The sequence below is a fragment of the Verrucomicrobiia bacterium genome (assembly GCA_035946615.1).
Lineage (GTDB): Bacteria > Verrucomicrobiota > Verrucomicrobiia > Limisphaerales > UBA8199 > DASYZB01.
The window spans coordinates 108,171-127,009 of sequence record DASYZB010000105.1 but is presented as its reverse complement, the minus strand read 5'-3'; the positions used below and the strand labels follow the sequence as shown (position 1 = coordinate 127,009).

The following is an 18,839-nucleotide window of genomic DNA, read 5'->3' as shown; positions in this document are numbered from 1 at the left end:
GGAGAGATTATGAAAAAGAACGCTGTGTGGGCCGTGTTGATATTGGCTGGGGCATTGAGGGGCGCGGATACCGGCCTGGCCCAGGGAACCGCATTCACCTATCAAGGGCGCCTGAGCGCGGGTAATGGCGGGGCAAACGGTCTTTACGACATGACCTTCAAGCTGTTCAACGCCAGCAGCGGCGGGACACAGGTGGGCAGCACGATCACCGATTCGGGCATGGTTGTGACGAATGGGCTGTTCAGCGCGGCGCTGGATTTCGGTGCGGTGTTCAACGGGACCAGCTATTGGCTGGAGGTCGGCGTGCGCAGCAATGGGGTGGCCTCATTTACTACCCTCACCCCGCGCCAGGAGTTGACGCCCACGCCCTATGCCATCACCTCCGAGAACCTCGATGGCCTGCTGCCGGCCACCCAATTGAGCGGCACTCTGCCAGCTTCTGCGCTTTCGGGCACCTACGGCAACCCGGTCACCTTCAACAGCCCGGCCAACAGCTTCAGCGGCAATGGCAGCGGCTTAAGCGGGGTCAATGCGGCAGCCCTGGGCGGTTTGGGACCGAACAGTTTCTGGCGGACCACGGGCAACGCGGGCACGACACCGGGCGCGAATTTCCTGGGCACCACGGATAACCAGCCGCTCGAACTCAAGGCGGATTTCGTGGGCATCAATCGCACAAATCCTATCACCGGCGCGGACGTTTTCTCCATCCGCTCGCCGACTACCAATAATTACGGGGGTATGTATGTGGACACAGCGGGCGCGAACACGTTGCCCTTTTACGGTTACGCGCAAAACGGCTTTGCCCAGGCGTGGACCTTTCTTAATGGATTCGACGCCAACAAGTGGGAACTCTTTAATGGGGGTGACATCAGGCTTGCTGTTACAACCGGCGGCCTGGTAGGGGTCGGAACTACTAGTCCGCAGCAGGGGTTAAGCGTGAACACCAGCCTGGTTGTGGATCAGATCAACCAGAACGCAGGGTTTCTCAATAATTACAACACCAACGGCTACGGCATCACGTTTGGCAGCGCCAGCGGCGAAGGCATTGCTTCGCAGCGTACGGCGGGGATCGATTTGTACAGTTTGTCTTTCTACACGGCTTTTATCAACCGCATGATCATCATGAACAACGGTTACGTGGGTATCAACACCATCAACCCGGCGGCCCGTTTGGACGTCGAGACCACCGACAGTTCGGCTTTTGCCCCGGCGGTGCAGGGCACGACGGCCTCTACCAACGGGGGTGTAAACGCGGTGTACGGATTGGTCAGTTCCACTTCGCCGGGCGGAAGTTCGGCTGCGGTTCGCGGAGAGAACCGTGGCACCAACTACTTTGGCATTGGGGTTTACGGCTCGCAAAACGGCTCAGGCTGGGGCGTTTATGGTTACACGCCCAACGGCTACGGGGTTTATGGTTACAGTGGTAACGGGTCCGGGGTCGTAGGGCAGTCATCAGCAGAGAGCGGCGTCATAGGGGCGTCAGCAACAGGGAGCGGCGTGTATGCATCGAGTGGTTCGAACGCCCTGACAATTGCCAGCGGGGGCATCCAGGTCAGCGGCGCCGGTCTGAGCACTCCGACCGCTGCGTTCGTACAGGTTTGCACGTCCGCCAACCAAACCGCTCCCCATCGCACGACCATTGACAACCCGCTCTGCAACGGCAATCCCAATGCCATTCTCCTGGTAACCCACAACTACAATCCGGGCGGGTCGGGTGGCAATTTAGAGACTCATCCCTACAGCGTTTGGTACAACGGCGCCAATTCGAAATGGGAAATCTACAATGATGACTTCGCGACCATGGCGGTGGGCACCACATTCAATGTACTCATCGTCCGGCCCTAGCATTGGAACGCATGTCATAAATGTCCGGGCATTAGAGGCCGGAACAGCAACTCGCCACGAATCAAGCATCTGATGGATAAGTGAGACCCATGCCCCGGACTTTGGCAAAGGGCGTTAAGGTGTGGGGCTTGCGATTTTTGGTGTTCATGATGTGTTCGGCGTGGAAGCCCCTCACCAGCAGCGCATCCGCAATGAGCGAACGATGGCACCGCCAAGGCACCGCTTCAGCGCACATCAGCGCAATTTGACCCTGCTTGGCCAGCTTGATCAGTTCTTGGAGGGCAACTTTGAATTCCGTAGTTTGCATGTAATCGGCAAAGCCGCGGAAGGAGCCGTTGCGCCAACCCGTATTAAACGAGGCGCGATTGGCGCGCCGCAATCCGCCCAGGCCAGGCAGATGGATATAGCCTATGCCAGCCTCCTTCAGAGATTCAGGCATTGAATCCCCATTGAACTGGGGATTGTGCCGTGAGCGCGGGATGGTGCGCACATCCGCGACCCGTGTTACGCCATGCGCCTGTAGCAGGCGCACGAATTCCTCCATCGAGTGAGTTGAATGCCCGACTGTCAGAATGACCGGCGAGGTTTTCGTTGCTCTTGATGGCCTGCTAGAGGCGCTGGCCTTTGTTTTGTTCATATCAACCCTCTCATCTCAAAGAATATTCCAGCACCGGCGGAAGACAAATTAAACCTGAAGCGGCACCGAACGGGTGGCGTTTGCGGCTCCCCGAGCGCGGGCGCGCCCAGGCTGATAGCCGGCGTACGCATCTTGCGCCTTACGCCATGACAATGGTTAAGGAGCGCTGCCGTGCGCCGTTCTTTTTCCCGTTTTCCCGCTGGCGCCATTGGCTTGGGCTGATGCCAAAACGCTTCTTGAACATCAGATTGAACAAACTCAGCGATTGGTATCCGCTCTCGAAGGCCACATCCACTACCTTCGATTCTGTCGTCGCCAGTAATTCACGCGCTCGCCACAGCCGCACCTCGGCTTGCTTCTCTCGGAAGGAAACGCCTACTGTCTTCTGGAAAAGCCGGGCCGTGTGCCGCGGACAGCACCCCACCCGCGCCACGAGTTCGCTAAAACTCAAGTCCAGCATGTCCTCGGCGGGCATTTGCCTCAGCACCTCCTCGAGGCGCCCTTTGGCGCCGTTGTCCGGTTCCGGTTCGGCGCCCTTCGCGTTGAGCTCATTTTCGAGGGCTTGGGCAAACAGCTCCAGCATCCACACCCGGACACGCAGGGAAGCGTCTCCCGGGTTCTCGCAAAGTTTCTTGAACGTTTCGGCGGCCAGGTCCACAGGCGGGAAAACACGCGCCATGGCGGCTTCGATGCGTCCGGCCGCATCGAGGACCCTCTGTTCACCAAGCGTCATAAGACCGGGCAGCCTCTCAGGGACGACGATAAAATATTGGCATACTGCCTCGCCTAACTGGCTCGAACGGATTGTTCCCTTGGCCCGCGGCGATACGACCAGCACCGTCCCGGCGATCATTTCGTGATTGTTCCGCGAATCCATCCAATATCCAATACCTCGTCTCATCCTGATAAAACACCATCCGGAAACCCGGGGGGACCATTCGCCGCCCGGCACGAGAACGATCTCTGTCAGGACCAACTGCTGACCCATCGAATCATTCGCTTTCATAAGCTCTATCAGTTATTGTTAAATAATTTACAGCCATATAAAGCTTTCCAAAGGCTCTGCAGAGACAGATCGACCGGTTCGATCTGAGCCGTTAAGTGCCTAATAAGCACCATCGCCTGGGCTCGAACAATCACCCCACAGCCGACAGCCACCTTGCTGTAAAGCCGGCAGGTGTTGTGCAGGCCGAAACCCTAGAATGGGGAGATGGCGAACACATGACGGAAGGGCAACGAAATGGCAACGACCCCCACCCGTTAAAATCACTTTCGAAACTTCGAAACTGCGCGCGCTCGCGCGGAGAGGCCATGCGATTCTGACCCAACCCCTTGAGAATCCGATTCTCCCTGCGGCCCATCGTCATGGAACGCAATCGGAGCCGTCGCCGAGACTCGCTGGTGGCGGCGGGGTCCCGTGACAGAAACGTAACACGGGTGACACACGCCCGCCCTTTCAGGCTCTTAGGTTGGCCCGCCAAAATGCGACTAACTCTCAGGATGCGAACCGTGAAGACATTGGACAGAATAATCATGCAGGACAGAGTCATACGAAGCGGGTTTATGAGTGAATTCCCAATGATTCTGTCCCGCCATCATTCTGTCTCCTTGGTTGCGGCAAATCCCCATGCGGGCCAGTGTTCCGCCAGCCTTTTGACATGAGTTCAAGCGGGCGAATGCTGAGACGGTTTGCTCTTTGCCTTTGGTGGCGCGCCATTCCCATCACCACGCTATTCTCCGCTGAGCCAAACCACCCCGGCCCGCCGCCGGCTGTCACAAACGCCCCTTCACTTTCTGCCACCAAGGCCGAACCGCGCTTTAATGTGCGGGTCTATCAGGTCTGGGGCGAGCCTTCCATCGCCACAAATCTCGTGACTTCGGCTTTCTGCAAATACACCGGCCCGGAGGTTGGTTTAAGCGAGATAGCCCAGGCCGCAGCAGCGCTGCAAGCGCAGTACGCAAAGCAAGGAAAGCCCGCAGTCAGTGTCGCCGTCGCGTTCGGGAACATTACCAATGGCGTTGTGACCATGAATGTTTTTCGCGGCAGCGTTCCCCAGATTCTCGTCTCCGGAAAGCGCTATACTCTAAATGAACATGCCGCCTCGCAAAAAATTCCCCCCGAAAAGACCACGACGGCGGCCGGCACTGCCTCCAACACACAAACCAATACCGGGCCGCATTTCACAGTACGGCATTACCAAATCCTAGGCGACACCCTCCTCACGACCGAAGCACTCACGCGAGTCCTCAGCAAGTACACCGGCACCAATGTGAGTATCTCGGACATCTTAAAGGCGGCCTCAGACTTGCAAATGGAATACCGCGATCGTGGATTTCCGACCGTGAGCGTTACGATTCCTCAGCAGCGAATCACCAATGACATGGTTAAAATACGCGTGTTCGAAGGCCGCCTGTCCGATATCGTCGTTACCGGCAATCGCTTTTTCAGCTCGAACAACGTCATGCGCAACCTGCCGGGCTTGCACGCCAACACCATCCTCAGCGGCCCGGTGTTTCAGGCCGAAGTGGACCGCGCCAATGCCAATCGGGACAGGCAAATCTACCCGCAAGTCCAGCCGGGCGAAGAGCCGAACACGACGGAGCTGGTGCTGCAGGTCAAGGACCGCCTGCCGCTGCACGCCAAGATCGAGTTCAATAACCAGAGTTCTCCCGGCACACCCGAGCTGCGCCTCAATTCATCCGCCGAGTACGACAACCTTTGGGGATACGAGCATTCTTTTGGCGTTCAATACAGCTTTTCTCCCGAACAAGACAAGGCAGGCAACCAATGGAATTGGTATGACACGCCGCTGGTGGCCAATTACAGCGCCTTTTACCGGATGCCTCTGGGCAACCCGGAGGCCATCGCGGATGTCATCGCCAGCCAGCCGGGCAACTTCGGCTATAACGAGGCCACCCGGAAGTTCCAACTGCCTCCCCCTTCGGGCCGTTCCGAGCTAAACTTCTACGCCAGCCGCGCGACGATCGATACCGGTTTGGAAACGCTCCAAAGCGAACTCCTCTACAACGTGCCGGGGGTGCGCCAGGTTAGCCGCCAGGACGTTCAGGAGGACATCACGCTCAACGAGGACATCGGCGTGCGCTGGAGCGAGCCGGGCCAGGGAACAGAACAATTTCGCTCGACGCTCTCGCCGGGATTGGATTTCAAAACCTATTCCCTGCTCAGCACCAAAACAAATAATTTTTCGTTTACCGAAATTACGGTCAACGCGAACGGCACCACAAACCCGCCCGTCATTAGCACGGTCGCCTCGCCGGTGCCCACCACCTATACGCCTTTGAATTACCTGCCTTTTTCATTGCGTTACGACGCCAGCATGCGCGACAGCGGCGGCACAACCTTCATCGGCCTCGGATTCAGTATGAACACCTGGTATTCCGGGTCGTCGAGCAATCTCCATGCGGCTACCGGTTCAACTCAATCCTCAGGTCACTGGGTCGCCTTCACTCCCAGCATCTCGCGCGATTTCATTGTCTATACAAACTGGGTCCTGACCGCCCGCGCGGATGGCCAATGGGCCAGCGAACCCTTGGTCAGTGTCGAGCGTTTCGGCGTTGGCGGTGTCAACAGCGTGCGCGGCTACCGCGAAGGCGAGATATTCGGCGATACCGGCTGGCACATCACCCTCGAACAAAAAACGCCCCCGCACGTCATTGGCTTGGCTTACAGCAAAGCGCCCCTTACTGTGCGCGGCGCGGTCTATATGGATTATGCCGAGGCTTACCTGCTCGACCCCCAGGGCGCCAAATCACGCATTCCCCTTTGGGGCGCCGGTTTTGGCGGCGTCTTTTCCCTGGGAACACATTGGGAAGCGCGCCTCCTCTTTTCCCTGCCTCTGCTGAGTGCCGGCACAACCGAGGCATTGCAGCCGAGGTTCAACTTTGCGCTGGTGGGACAGTTTTAATGAATGGAAAATTCTTCAACGCAGAGGCGCGGAGACGCAATGTCACCAGAAAATCACAATGAAAGCGTTTTGCGGCCTGGGTGGATGGGCTAAACTGCGTCTCCTGGAAATGTTATGAGCAATTGCTTTCATTCTGATGCGGCCCTGCCTCTCCGCGGCTTTGCGTCTTTGCGCCTCTGGGTTAAACTCGCGGTTTTGTTCCTGGCGTGCGCCTTTCCTGCCGCAGCCAACCCCGCCGGCGGCACCGTGAGCCAGGGCAGGGCCACCTTCAACTCCCAGGGCTCGCAGTTCACAATCCGCACCTCGGACCGGGCGTTCATCAACTGGCAAAGCTTTAATATCGGGCTGGGAGAAACCACCACCTTCATCCAGCCCTCGACCTCATCGCTGGTGTGGAACCAGATTCACGACCCGAACCCGTCCCAAATCCTGGGCAACCTGAACGCCAACGGGTACGTCGTGCTGCAGAATTCGTCCGGCTTTTATATCGGCGGCAAGGCATCGATTACCGCCCATGGCTTGCTGATGACCACCGCCCCAATCCCCATGCCTGATCTCTCCGAGGCCGGCCCCTGGGATTTCAATGCCCCGCCCCCTACCGCCAGCATCGTCAATTATGGCCAGATTAGCACCGACAAAGGCGGGTCGGTCTTCGTGCTCGCCCATGATATCGATAACCACGGCTCGATTACCGCTCCGGGAGGCGACATCGGCCTGTACGCCGGCAAAGACGTCCTCATTTCCACGCGGCCCGATGGCCGGGGATTGAGCGCCCGCGTGACCCTTCCCGAGGGTTCGGTTGATAATTCCGGAAAACTGGTCGCGGACGCCGGCAGCATTGAGATTCATGCCCAGGTCGTGAATGAGGGAGGCATTGTCCAGGCCAACTCGGTCCGTGAAGTCAACGGCGCCATCGAATTGGTCGCAAGTGAGGCTATCGACCTCGGGCCAAATGCGGTGATTTCCGCCAAGGGCGATTCGCAAGGGAACAGCCCTGGTGGCAATGTGACCATCAAGTCATCGGGCAGCTATTCCGATCAATCCGGTTCCGTCATCGATATCTCCGGTGGCGCGCAGGGCGGCAACGGCGGCCAGGTCGAGGTCTCCGCCCCCCAAATGAGCGCGCTCGAAGCCAGCATCAATGGCCAGGCCGGGTCCGGGTTTGTCGGCGGGAAGCTTGTCTTGGACCCAATGAATATCGTTTTGTCGGATTCAGGCAGCACCGCTCCTTCCTCGGGTTCGGTGGGCCCTTCGGACCCGCCCGCCGCCGGCACGCTCACCTTGAACGTCAATTCTTTCGCAAGCAGCTTGTCCCAGATCACCTTGCAGGCCGCGCAGAACATCGAAATTGCCACTTTATGGACGCTGCCTGACAGCCCGACTCCCAATGCAATGCTTACCCTGGAGGCCGCCCGGAACATAACCATCGATAATGGCGCGGGCATTCAGGCATGGAAAAACTGGAGCGTTACAATGAAGGCCGGGACGGAACTTACATCCGCCGCCAACGCAAAGGCCGGCCTCGACGGCATCTACCTGAAAGGGAGCGGCCAAGTCCAGACGCTGGACGGCAATATTAACCTTTGGGCCGGTAATGAGATCATCGTGGCGAGCGGGACCGCCGGCGCCGTGGCAAATAACGGAATCCGGACTCTGGGCGGCGGGAATATCGCCGTCAATGCCTTGTACGGGGATGTGAACGCTGGAAACAACCCCAGCGGGTATGACTATTCTCACTCTGCGCCCTATTACAGCCCCGCCGAGGGGCTTAACGCCAACGATCTGCTTGGCGGGATCAGCACTGCTGAAGGCGGCAATGTGAGCATCCAGGCCGGCCGCGACGTCATCAGCGCGATCCCAGTCAATGGTACCGGCAACTCGGTGGTGTCCGATTACGGTTCCGGGGCCTTCGGGCCCGAGCCCGGTAATGTCACCATCGTCGCAGGGCGCAACGTGATTGGGCATTACGTCCTGGCCAATGGGGTAGGCGCCATCACGGCTCTGAACGGGAATGCCGGGGCCGCCAGGGCGCCCAGTGGGAATATTGCTCTCAGTCTGGTGAAGGGCAGTTGGACCGTAAACGCGCCCAATGGCAGCATCAATTTGCAGGAGGTGCGCAACCCCAACGGCGTCTTTGATGCCATCAACAGGTCCCCAGGCGCCCATCTCTTTGGCTATGACCCACAGGCCTCCGTGGACCTCGAAGCCGGAATTGGAATTGACCTTACTTGTGCCAGCGTCCCGCGCCCATTCGTATCCGCGGCAGTGCCCATCCTGTTTCCACCCAGCCTCAAGATGTCAGCGGGTTCCGGCGGCATTGTCCTGGAAGATACTGTCATTCTCTTCCCCTCCGCCTATGGCAACCTCGATATTCAGACCAAAGACGGCGGCAGCCTAACGACCAATCCCTCCGGCCAATCGAGTCTTCCCCAACTGATCATGTCGGATAGCGTCCGCCACAGTTGGACCGCCGCAGGTCAATTCGGCGCGGACGACCACGGCGCCGCCCCGCTCGAGGTCAACAACCCTGCTCCCGTAATAGTGGACATATCGGGCAACATCCAGAATTTCGGTCTCACGACAACCAAGGCGACTCAAATCAAAGTGGGTGGCAACATGGACGACTCGAGTTTTGCCGGCGAAAACCTGCACCCCAATGATATTACCTCTATCACCGTTGCGGGCCAAATCGACTATCGGAGCGCTTACTCTTTTGTTGTTTTGAACCGGGCTATTCCTTCTCTCCCTCTTTATGATCTACCGCCAAACACCTCCCAAATCTGGGACACTCTCTTTAGCGTCGCGCTTCTGCCAAGTGCTGTCGCCAATCTAAAAATACCTTCCTACGTTCTCCCGAGCCAGTTGGCCTCCTACGCTCTCGGCAACGCCGCCGCTTTTCCCGCCAATAGCCAGGGATTCAGCGACCCAGGATTTGTCTATAATCCGGCTACGCGGCAGTTGGGTTTTGGGGGATCGGGGTTCAACTCAACTATCCTGAATCGGTTGACCCACCCCCTGGTCGCATTGCGCTACGGCCCGGACGGCTTTCCAGAGACCCGGGTTGGCGCTGATGGAAAGCGCTATTTTGTAACAGACCCGATTCAATGGGCGGATGCGGGTTCGCTCTCGACTCTCTACACTTCGAGCCTGGGAAATCCGAATCCTGCGAACCCTCAACCGGGACTTCGCGTTGGCGGTCCTGGTCATTTTAACATCCAAGCCGGGTCGATCTCATTAGGGAACGCCCTGGGCATATTCAGTGTTGGCGTCCACGATGTGCAGGGCAGTTCCACCCACTATGCTAACCTCGCCTCGGTGACCAAATCAGGAGCCGACCTGAGCGTGACGGTGGACAATGATCTCAACATGATTACCTCAACAATAGCGTCTCTGGGAGGGGGAAACCTCGATCTGACCAGCACCTCTGGCACGTTGGATTTGGGTTCCCAGACACTGTTGGCCCCAGTAAACCGGGACGTAGGATTTGGTGTTTTCACTACCGGCAGAGGCAATGTCAATGTGACTGCTTTTGGTGATGTGAATGTGGATGGTTCCCGGATCGCCGCCTATAATGGAGGGAACATCACCGTCGAATCGCTGCAAGGAAACGTGGACGCGGGCAATGGTGGGACATCATACTCGACGATGCTGACGTCCTACGTCAATCCGGTCACCGGCAAAGCCGGCTATTATGCCGAACAGGTTTTTGGAAGCGGCATTGTGGCCAATACCCTTGTGGACCCTTCCCAAGTATCAGGCAGCGCTGCGCAACCAGGCAACATCACCATCAAGACTCCAAATGGCGATATCAATGCGAGCCTAGGTGGCATCCTGCAAGAGGCTCTGAATGGAAACGTTTCTGCAGGGCCTACCGTCACCCTTATTGCCGGCACACGCCCTTCGGCCGGCTCACCCGGTCATAAAGGCAATATCAATCTGGGCGAATCTGGTGTGATAGGCGGCACCGTCAATGCCGATGCCAATGGCAACATCACTGGCCTGGTCATCTCCCGTCAGAACAGCACGATCAATGCGGCCCAAAGTTTCAGTGGGACAGTGCTCTCAGGAGGGACGGCCAACTTGTCCGCAGGCGGAACGATTTCGGGCACCATTGTGGGTGTGACAGGTGTTAGTGCTTCTGGCGGCCAAGGCGTTTCCGCCGCGCTGCTTTCGCAAAACGTTTCGGTTGGCGGGGGTCAGGCGCAATCGACACTGGGCGCCTCGGCCAGCGGGACCGCCGCCAGCCAGAGCGCCGCTCAGCAGGCCAACGCTGACACCCAACAGCAAGTCGCCAGCAACGATACCCAGGATGATGACAAAAAGAAAAAAGGCAAACAACCCGCCCTGGTCAGGCGCGTTGGCCGGGTCACCGTCATCCTGCCGTCCGGTTCCTGATAATGAATGCCATGAAAAAGAGAGTCCTCTTCGTCTGCATCCACAACAGCGCACGCAGCCAAATGGCCGAGGCATGGCTTAACCACGATTGCTCACAATGTTTCGAGGCCCACAGCGCCGGGTTGGAGCCCGGTACTCTCAATCCCCTGGTAGTAGAAGCAATGCAGGAATCCGGCATTGACATCTCCAAAAACGCCACCAAGAGCGTCTTTGATGTATTCAAATCAGGACAATTATTTGCCTGCGTGATAACCGTCTGCGACCAGGCCAGCGCCGAACGATGCCCCATTTTCCCGGGCGTCACCAATCGCCTCCATTGGAGCTTCCCTGACCCTTCGGCCCTCTCGGGGACCCACGAGGAAAAATTGGCTCGCGTCCGTCAAATTCGCGATATGATCCGGAGCAAGATAAACGAGTGGTGCAAGGAAGCGTGCCTCGTCGATACCGTGGCCTGCTGTTAATTCAGTTTAACAGGAGATAACAGAACAGAGGCCCGCAACCAGGGCAAGCGAGGCAATCTGACCTCGTAACGTGTGTCCTCAAATTGTTTGGCGTTTTAATGCGCAACCACACTATAAAATCGCTCCGCGTCCGTTGAACTGTCGATAAACGACTGGACGGTGCCATCTCCGGTTATCGTCCCGGGCAAAGACGGCCAGTTCGTCACAGGCGAACCCAACCCGGCGCTATTCGTAAAATACAGCGTGTAGGTTGCCCCGTTTGTTGTCGTCAGCGAGATAGTCGTGGCCGTATCCAGGCGCACTGCAGACAATAACGGCGGAGGCGGTGGAGGATTACCTATAGAACTCGCAGACTGTCGCGTAAATTTCATGGTCCCATCCGGGTTCAGCAGAAAGAATCCGACCCGGTACGCCGGCCCGTTGGTTTGTCCGGTAATCGGGTCCTTGTTAACTACCCCTAGTTTGCTGGTTGGGCATGCCTGGAACAGATCGCAGCGACCGGGCGCAGAAAAAGTGTCGGGAGTTAAACCCTCAAAAGAGAGATAATACGTGTAGCCGTTGAAGTCTCCGAATGACGGGTCGGTCTTGGAACCGATGAAGGCGGTGACGCTGTTCTGCATGTCACTGGCCAGTTCAATCTGGACGGTAACCAGGAGGGTCTGGTTCGTGGCCGTTTCCGTACTGACGATAGATGCCCCATTCTCAATCCCAAGGATATCCTGCCTCGTCGGCGCATTGGCACTCACCGATTCTCGAATCGGCGGGTTAGTCGATGAGTTCGCGTCGGCAGTCGCCAGCGTGAACCACAGGGTTGCTTGCGGAAAAGACCCTAACGGGGTAATCCAGGAGGACGCTTGCGGGAAAGTCGCGAACACACCCCACTGGAGATCGGCATACCCGTCCGGAAAAGCCTGAGACAATTGGGCGGGGTTATAGGAGGTGATGTTCAGACTCGAACCCTGCGCCATTGCCAGGAAATTCGTTATATTCCCTATGTTGGCCACCATCTCGTACGTCCCTTGGTGGGTTCCTGTCTTTCGAAAAGTGGCCACCAGGTCCCCGGTATAGATGCCAAATACCTGTGCATTTGCTCCATCGCCCCGAGCGAGAATAGCCACCAGAACCACCAAGCTCGACAGGCTACGAAGTTTTCTATAGTTCTTCTTCATGTTAATACGTACCTTCCATGTCCTTGTTTTTGCGCTTTGTTACAGTTCAGTTTGCCGATAAGCTTTCGTAAGGTAACCCAAATGCAATGGTGTGACGGCCTGAGATAGGACACAGGCCATACGCAAACGGACTTTGTAATGGGGAATTGCAACTAGTTTTAAATGAAGTGGATGCATAGGAAACGACGTGAGTGCTGTCAAAGCGTCCTTTGATTATCGATAAACCGTAACAATCGCCGTTCGCTTTGCGACCATTCGTCCGGGAATTGTAACTTGCAGCCACTTGAGCGTCCTGCCAACTTTTGCAGTTCGATGAAGAGAAAATCGTCAAGTGAATACCGACAAGGCAGAAAGCCATGTTCGCCGCTATCGAACAAGCCAGCCACTTCTTCATAGCAAGAGGCCAGCGCGGGGCAAATCCCGCGCTGGCGATTGTGACCGAAAACAAGCCTAAGCCAAAGCTTATTGGGTCGGATAGCCGAAGTCACTGAAGCCTGGCCGATTAGCGACCATCTCGCTCAACGCGATACCACCCGCAGTGGTGTCCGCTGCGTTAAATACCCCGACGAGGTAGGTATTAATCCCGCTCGCCAAATGGCTTTCGACGGTGTTGGCGTCTCCGCTGGGGCTGGGTTGGCCGTAAATGTGCTCATAGCCGAAATACGGATAGAGACCTAGCGTGACCGCCCCAACGCTGTAAGAAACGCCGTTGAGGGTCAAACGGACAGCGCCATTGGCTTCAGCGCCCAACGCGTCGCTGACGCCCATGTAGCCCAAAGCGACGTAGCCTGTGTTCGCCCAATCCAATCCCATATTGCCTGCCACACCGCTACCCGAGTCAAACCCATCACCACTGGGGGTGTTGCCGGGTTGATCGGAGGAATTGGCTGTGATCGCTGCGGCCACTGAGGCATGGGGCGAGCCCGTAAACTTCAGTTGAAGGTTCGGAGAAGTCCCCTGGTAACTTGAGTAAGCAGCCCACTGACTGGAGGGGGCAGGGTAGGTGCCAACGTCGATGAAGGTGTTCTGGTGAGTGCCCGATCCTTTGTTGCGGCCAATCAGCAAGACTGCATCGCCATCAGCCGAATCGCCCGTAAAAAACGAGGCACTGACAGCGCTGGCAACGGCGTATTGAAGCTCCGGCAGCGTCACGTTGTGCAGGTTGTTCCACGAGGAGTCCGGAGTGCTCTCATAGCCTTTATCCCAGGCGAACGTGACTACAGCCACTTGGCCGTACTCATGGGTGAGACTCGGGTCAGGGGTCAATGAACCGGCCCGGGAGGTATCAGCAAAGGCAAGGTCCGCAGTCCGGGGAGTGGCCTCGAATGTTGTCCCGTTACCGGCGGGATCGAGGAATGTGTAGGGAACACCAGGCATGTTCTGAAATGGGTCCGTCGGTCCAGTGCCGCCGGTGGTTTGGCCGGCATAGCCATTCCAGTTCTTTGGCACTTTTACGTTGGCCAGCGAGGTCTTGCCCGCCACATTCGCGATGCCTGCTTCCGAACCGCTCCAGCCGCAGACCAGTTCGTAAGCGACGCCACCAATGTTGCCCTTATAGATGATGTTCCCAGACCCGCTCCCAGCCCCTGTCGGCAGGACGGTCGCCGGTGCGTCGAAGATATCGCTTGTCGCAGTCGCAGCGGTGAAAACGGTGGCCCGGAAGGCAGTGGAGCCTGTGACATAAACAACGTGCTGCGCGCTGGCAGCGGTTATGAAACCCGCAGCGAGCAGAACAGTGATAAACAATGATTTACGATTCATATCGATTCAATTTTTGCTGTCGATGAGATGGATGAACTGAGGTCCAATGAGCCCGATCCTGCGGTGATCTGGCCCAGATCGACAACGTAGTCGTTGGCTGATGTTCCTGAAGTGAAGCCAAGAACGATATCATTCGGATTGGGATTGGATTGCGCCTGGGCAGTCAAGATGCTCAAGGCTACCCCCGCCGGTGCTAATGCAGCTCTTGTGATTTTGTCCATACGTTTTGAGATTTGGTTGCTGTGCTGTGTTACTAACTGCTCAACTTTCTGTTCTTGTTCTTTTTACTCTCTCTTTTGAAAGCCCGGCGACCCGTGGCCCAACGAGGATGACTCTACGGCTTCGATGCATATTGCACGTCCTGAGATAGGACACGGCCTGTTGCTTTTAAGACGTGTTTGGTTGTTGTGTAAGTTGTTAATCCACAGTGCGTTGAAGCGCTAATTCACAGACGGACCAAAGCGAAGGAGAGTTCGACGCGAAAAGGTAACAGGAGAAAAGCTAAAAGGGGGAGGAAAAAGGGGAGGCAGAATCAGGGGAGGGCAGAATCATGCGGAAAGACAGGGGGTTTTGAACCGCGGAATACGCGAAATACGCGGAAAAAAGAGAGGAATTCCGCGTCTGCGTTAAACAGGTAACAGGAACGTAACATTCGCGACATTTAATAGTCACATTGCCTTCTTAGCGTGCGCCGGATGCCGAGCCAATCCAGAATGAACCATACTCAAAAATGCCTTCAGGAGGCGCTGTTTAGGCCATTCTCTGGCCGTCTGATTGGATTGTTCTTCAGTGTGTATCTGGGGCTGGCCGCCACAACAGGAAAATGCGCCGATCCTTCCGATCCCATCCTGAATTTACTGCTGCAAAAGGGCATCGTTACTCAGGACGAGGTCCAAAAGGCCAAAGCCGAGGCGGAGGCCATCCGAACCAACGAGTTTGCGAACGCCATGCCGTCGATGGCGTCCAAATGGAAAATCAGCAACGCCATCAAGAATATCGAATTGTTTGGCGACGCCCGCATTCGCTATGAGTACCGCAAAGCCACCGCGCCGGACGACAGCCGGCTCGAACTCGACCGCGCCCGCTTCGCCCTGCGCGTGGGATTGCGCGGCGAAGCCTTCGATGATTTTTATTACGGACTGAGGCTCGAAACGGCCGCCAACCCGCGCTCGCCGTGGGTGACCATGGGCACCTCCAGCAGCGGCGTTCCTTATCAGGGTCCCTACGGAAAATCGACTTCGATTATTTACCTGGGCCAGGTTTATCTCGGGTGGCGGCCTGGAAACTGGTTTGATATTACTTTGGGCAGGATGCCCAATCCGCTTTATACCACCCCAATGGTCTGGGACTCAGATCTCAACCCGGAAGGAGCAGCGGAACAGTTTAAATATACCATTGGCGAGGCCGATTTCTTCGCGACCTTTGGTCAATTCCTTTACCAGGACACCAATCCAACCTACGCCTCGCCTGGGTATGGGTTTAATGGCTTCCTGGGGCAGCGGACTACCCCGATTTTCCAACTCGCATATGAGGCGGGCATGACCTACCACTTCCCCAAAGACGTCACTGCAAAAATGGCCGCCGCCATTTATCAATATGTTGGCATGCAAACCAACGTCTCTCCGTTTTTCGGCGATCCCTTCGTTGGCGAGGGCGCTTTCACCGGTAACTCCTCCGCCAACCCGATCAATGGCGCCAGCGGTTACGGGACCTCGAATACGCTCCTGGGCAACGAGAGCCTTGGGTTCCCCAACAACCAGGTCGGCCTCAACCACCTGCTCATCCTGGAGATTCCGGCCGAGGTCAATTTCCCGATCTGGAAGCTGAACGGGCGATTGTTCGGCGATTTTGCCTACAACCTCGAAGGCGCTCAGCGTGCTGAGGAAGCCGCCGCTGGCTATGCCAGTTATCTGTCTTTTCAGAATTCGATTGCTCCGGTCTCAGTTAAATCCTTCTCCCCCCAGCGCAACGATGTGAAGGCCTACCAAGTCGGCCTCGGCGTCGGCAACGCCGGGCATGTCTATGGGCCGATGCAGGGCCTGGTCTATGGAACCTCCTCCAAAAAACATAATTGGGAAGTCAGAGCTTACTACCAACACGTCGAACAATACGCCTTGGACCCCAACCTGCTCGACTCGGACTTCTTTGAAGGACGCGGCAACCTCGAAGGTTTTTACACCGCCGTCGCATATAGTCTAACCGACAACGTCATCGGCACTATCCGCTACGGCTATGCCACACGGATCAACGACAAGCTCGGCACCGGCGGCAGCAACCAGGATATTCCCCAGGTCAACCCTATCTCGCGTTACAACCTGATACAATTGGACCTGACACTCAGGTTTTAAGTCGTATATGGATGCCCCACCAACCCGCTAAATCGACGCACACCACAACCGCACAAACCTGCGGGGGCGCTTGGTTTTGCGTCCGCACGCATCCCAAGCGCGAGCACATCGCCGCCGCCCAACTGCGCCACGACGCCGGTATCGATGTGTTCCTGCCCCGAATCCGCTACCGGAGGAAGAGGCGGACGGGTCTTTCCTGGGTAACAGAAGCTCTGTTTCCGAATTACCTTTTTGCCCGCTTTGACCTCGCGGCGTCGCTGCGGCGAATTCAAGGCGCCAGAGGGGTGCGCGGGGTGGTCCATTTCGGTCTGCGCTGGCCGACCATTCCGGAAGCCGCAATTGAGGAACTTCGCGAGGCGATGGGGCTCGAGGAAATCCGTGTGATGCCCACGCGCGTCCAGCCGGGCGATGCCGTCGAGATATCAACGGGCGCGCTCGGCGGCCTGCAAGCGGTAATCTCAAAAGTCATGTCCAACGGCCAGCGCGTTGCGGTTCTCCTGGATTTTTTAGGGCGCCAAACGAGCGTGGAATTACCTGCCGATCAGGTGGTTCCGGAGGAAGGATTCCATCGGCTTAGAGCTATAGGGGAAAAGGCTAAAGGCTGAAGGCTAAAGGCTAAATAAAAACGTAATACTCCATCACTCCGTTTCCCCGTTTCCGCTTTCCGCTTTTTCCTGTTTCCCTTGTGGCTGGTCACTGAATGGTGAGGCGCCGTTTGTGCCTCCGTTGCCCACAAAAGTGCTTCAAAAACCCCCGTTTCCTTCTGTTCCTCTTTCCTCTTTCCGCATGTCCAGAGATCATCGACAGCCCCGATTCAGTCATTGTAACCTCCGGGGCGATTCATGGGCATATCGGATATTCGAAGAGAATACAATCTGGCGGGCCTGCGGCGGCGGGACCTGGACCCGGATGCTATTACCCAGTTCAAAAGGTGGTTTGAACAGGCTACAGGCCAGCAGACGAGCGGACGGGTGCTGAAGTTTCTCATCCGTTTGTACAAATCAGTGATGCTCATCAGCGGCACGGAACAGGTAGATGTGAATGCGATGACATTGGCCACCGCCGACAAGGATGGCCGGCCTTCGGCACGGGTTGTCCTGCTCAAAGGCGTGGATGAGCGCGGGTTTGTTTTCTTCACCAACTATAATAGCCGCAAGGGTCAGGAACTGGCCGAAAATCCCAATGCGGCGCTGGCGTTTTATTGGCCCGAGTTAGAACGGCAGGTTACCGTGTCCGGAAAGGTCGCCAAACTCCCTGCCAGCGAGTCGGATGGTTATTTTAACAGCCGTCCGCGTGGGAGCCGCATCGCTGCCTGGGCTTCCAATCAGAGCGAGGTCATTGGGGACCGCGCGGAGCTCGAAAGGAAATGGCAGGCAATCGAGCGGGAGCACCCCGGGGCGGAGGTGCCGCGGCCACCGCATTGGGGAGGTTATTTGCTGGTTCCAGGCCGTTTGGAATTCTGGCAGGGCCGTCCCAATCGGCTGCATGACCGGTTTCGTTACTCCCGGCAGGCGGATGGCGTCTGGCTCATCGAGCGGCTCGCTCCGTAAAGTTTTTTTGATGCTTTTTAGTTGCTTTCCCGCTCTGAGGGGCGGATGTTCTTAATGCCTGAAGAAGGTCGGGCACATCGCTCGATGCCGGCAGGTAACGGGGAGAAGTTGAGATATGAGAGCAACACCGTCGATAGTGGTCGTTTACGAAGATAAAGAAACGCGGGAACGCGCGGTGGCTTTCTGCGATCATTTGGTTGCTAAGTTCTGGAGCCGGCTTGGCCTCGACGTGAGCTGGTGGTCGTTCGACCTCCTCAACGAATCTGCCCCTTCGGAGCAGTCGGCCAACAAGATCGCCGAGGCGGACGTAGTCGTCTTTGCAACCCGGAGCGATAAAGAACTGCCCCGCCACGTGTGCGCCTGGACGGAGCGCTGGCTTCACCGCAGAGGCAAACGGGAAGGGATGCTCGTCGGATTACTTACGTCCGGGGAGAGCGGCGAGGAAAGCCCCAGCCACCTTTATTTACGGAAAGTGGCGCATCTGGCCGGCATGGACTACCTGACGCAGGTCCCCCAAAGCATCACCGACCCGTTGCCTGAATCGCCTGAGTCCTGCTGCGCCCGGGCCCAGCAGGTCACGAGCGTTCTGGATGAGATTCTGCATCAGGCTGTGGCCCCACCGCACTTGATGAGGTAAGGGGTGCCCGGCCAAAATCTCTCGCCGGTTGGGCTTTTGAAAAGTTTCCGGCAAAGGTGTGAGAGCAGCAGGTTGGAAACTCTTGTCATCACCCTCATTTTTCCACATTT

The 18,839-nt window shown here is 57.0% G+C and carries 13 protein-coding genes; 8 read left to right on the top strand and 5 right to left on the bottom strand.

The features are described 5' to 3' along the window. The first annotated feature begins 9 nt into the window (after positions 1-9). Complete coding sequence (locus VG146_15030; GenBank protein HEV2393664.1) at positions 10-1,845, top strand: hypothetical protein; 1,836 nt, start codon at positions 10-12, stop codon at positions 1,843-1,845. Between the two features lie 61 nt (positions 1,846-1,906). On the opposite strand, the gene VG146_15025 is transcribed toward VG146_15030, so the two are convergent. Both VG146_15025 and VG146_15020 read right to left on the bottom strand, forming a co-directional pair. Beyond that, complete coding sequence (locus VG146_15025; GenBank protein HEV2393663.1) at positions 1,907-2,482, bottom strand: DUF488 domain-containing protein; 576 nt, start codon at positions 2,480-2,482, stop codon at positions 1,907-1,909. Positions 2,483-2,621: 139 nt separating this feature from the next. Beyond that, the gene (locus VG146_15020) at positions 2,622-3,488 is read right to left on the bottom strand and encodes a helix-turn-helix transcriptional regulator (GenBank protein HEV2393662.1); all 867 of its coding nucleotides are present in this window, start codon (positions 3,486-3,488) and stop codon (positions 2,622-2,624) included. Positions 3,489-4,158: 670 nt separating this feature from the next. On the opposite strand from VG146_15020, the gene VG146_15015 reads away from it, so the two are divergent. The 3 genes from VG146_15015 (at position 4,159) to VG146_15005 (ending at position 11,264) form a co-directional block, all read left to right on the top strand. Then, on the top strand, positions 4,159-6,408 hold the full coding sequence (locus VG146_15015; protein ID HEV2393661.1) for a POTRA domain-containing protein: 2,250 nt from the start codon (positions 4,159-4,161) through the stop codon (positions 6,406-6,408). Between the two features lie 114 nt (positions 6,409-6,522). Further along, the gene (locus VG146_15010; GenBank protein HEV2393660.1) at positions 6,523-10,803 is read left to right on the top strand and encodes a filamentous hemagglutinin N-terminal domain-containing protein; all 4,281 of its coding nucleotides are present in this window, start codon (positions 6,523-6,525) and stop codon (positions 10,801-10,803) included. Positions 10,804-10,814: 11 nt separating this feature from the next. Beyond that, positions 10,815-11,264 (top strand): arsenate reductase ArsC, encoded by a 450-nt coding sequence (locus VG146_15005; GenBank protein ID HEV2393659.1) that lies wholly within the window; start codon positions 10,815-10,817, stop codon positions 11,262-11,264. A 95-nt stretch (positions 11,265-11,359) separates the two neighbouring features. Here the strand turns inward: VG146_15005 and VG146_15000 are convergent, their stop codons facing one another. The 3 genes from VG146_15000 to VG146_14990 form a co-directional block, all read right to left on the bottom strand. After that, entirely contained in the window at positions 11,360-12,433 is a 1,074-nt protein-coding gene (locus VG146_15000; protein HEV2393658.1) for a hypothetical protein, read from the bottom strand. A 462-nt stretch (positions 12,434-12,895) separates the two neighbouring features. Further along, the gene (locus tag VG146_14995; GenBank protein ID HEV2393657.1) at positions 12,896-14,194 is read right to left on the bottom strand and encodes a hypothetical protein; all 1,299 of its coding nucleotides are present in this window, start codon (positions 14,192-14,194) and stop codon (positions 12,896-12,898) included. Then, positions 14,191-14,415: a hypothetical protein gene (locus VG146_14990; GenBank protein ID HEV2393656.1), complete on the bottom strand. Its 225-nt coding sequence runs from the start codon at positions 14,413-14,415 to the stop codon at positions 14,191-14,193. The genes VG146_14995 and VG146_14990 overlap by 4 nt, the downstream gene beginning before the upstream one ends. A 492-nt stretch (positions 14,416-14,907) precedes the next feature. Between VG146_14990 and VG146_14985 the strand changes: the two genes are divergently transcribed. From VG146_14985 to VG146_14970, 4 genes are all read left to right on the top strand, one after another. After that, entirely contained in the window at positions 14,908-16,542 is a 1,635-nt protein-coding gene (locus VG146_14985; protein HEV2393655.1) for a putative porin, read from the top strand. An 11-nt stretch (positions 16,543-16,553) separates the two neighbouring features. Continuing rightward, on the top strand, positions 16,554-17,147 hold the full coding sequence (locus tag VG146_14980; protein ID HEV2393654.1) for a transcription termination/antitermination NusG family protein: 594 nt from the start codon (positions 16,554-16,556) through the stop codon (positions 17,145-17,147). Between the two features lie 237 nt (positions 17,148-17,384). Continuing rightward, positions 17,385-18,092, top strand: a complete 708-nt coding sequence (pdxH, locus tag VG146_14975; protein HEV2393653.1) for a pyridoxamine 5'-phosphate oxidase — start codon at positions 17,385-17,387, stop codon at positions 18,090-18,092. Positions 18,093-18,207: 115 nt separating this feature from the next. Then, positions 18,208-18,729, top strand: coding sequence for a hypothetical protein (locus VG146_14970; GenBank protein HEV2393652.1), 522 nt, complete (start codon positions 18,208-18,210; stop codon positions 18,727-18,729). Positions 18,730-18,839: the final 110 nt, after the last annotated feature.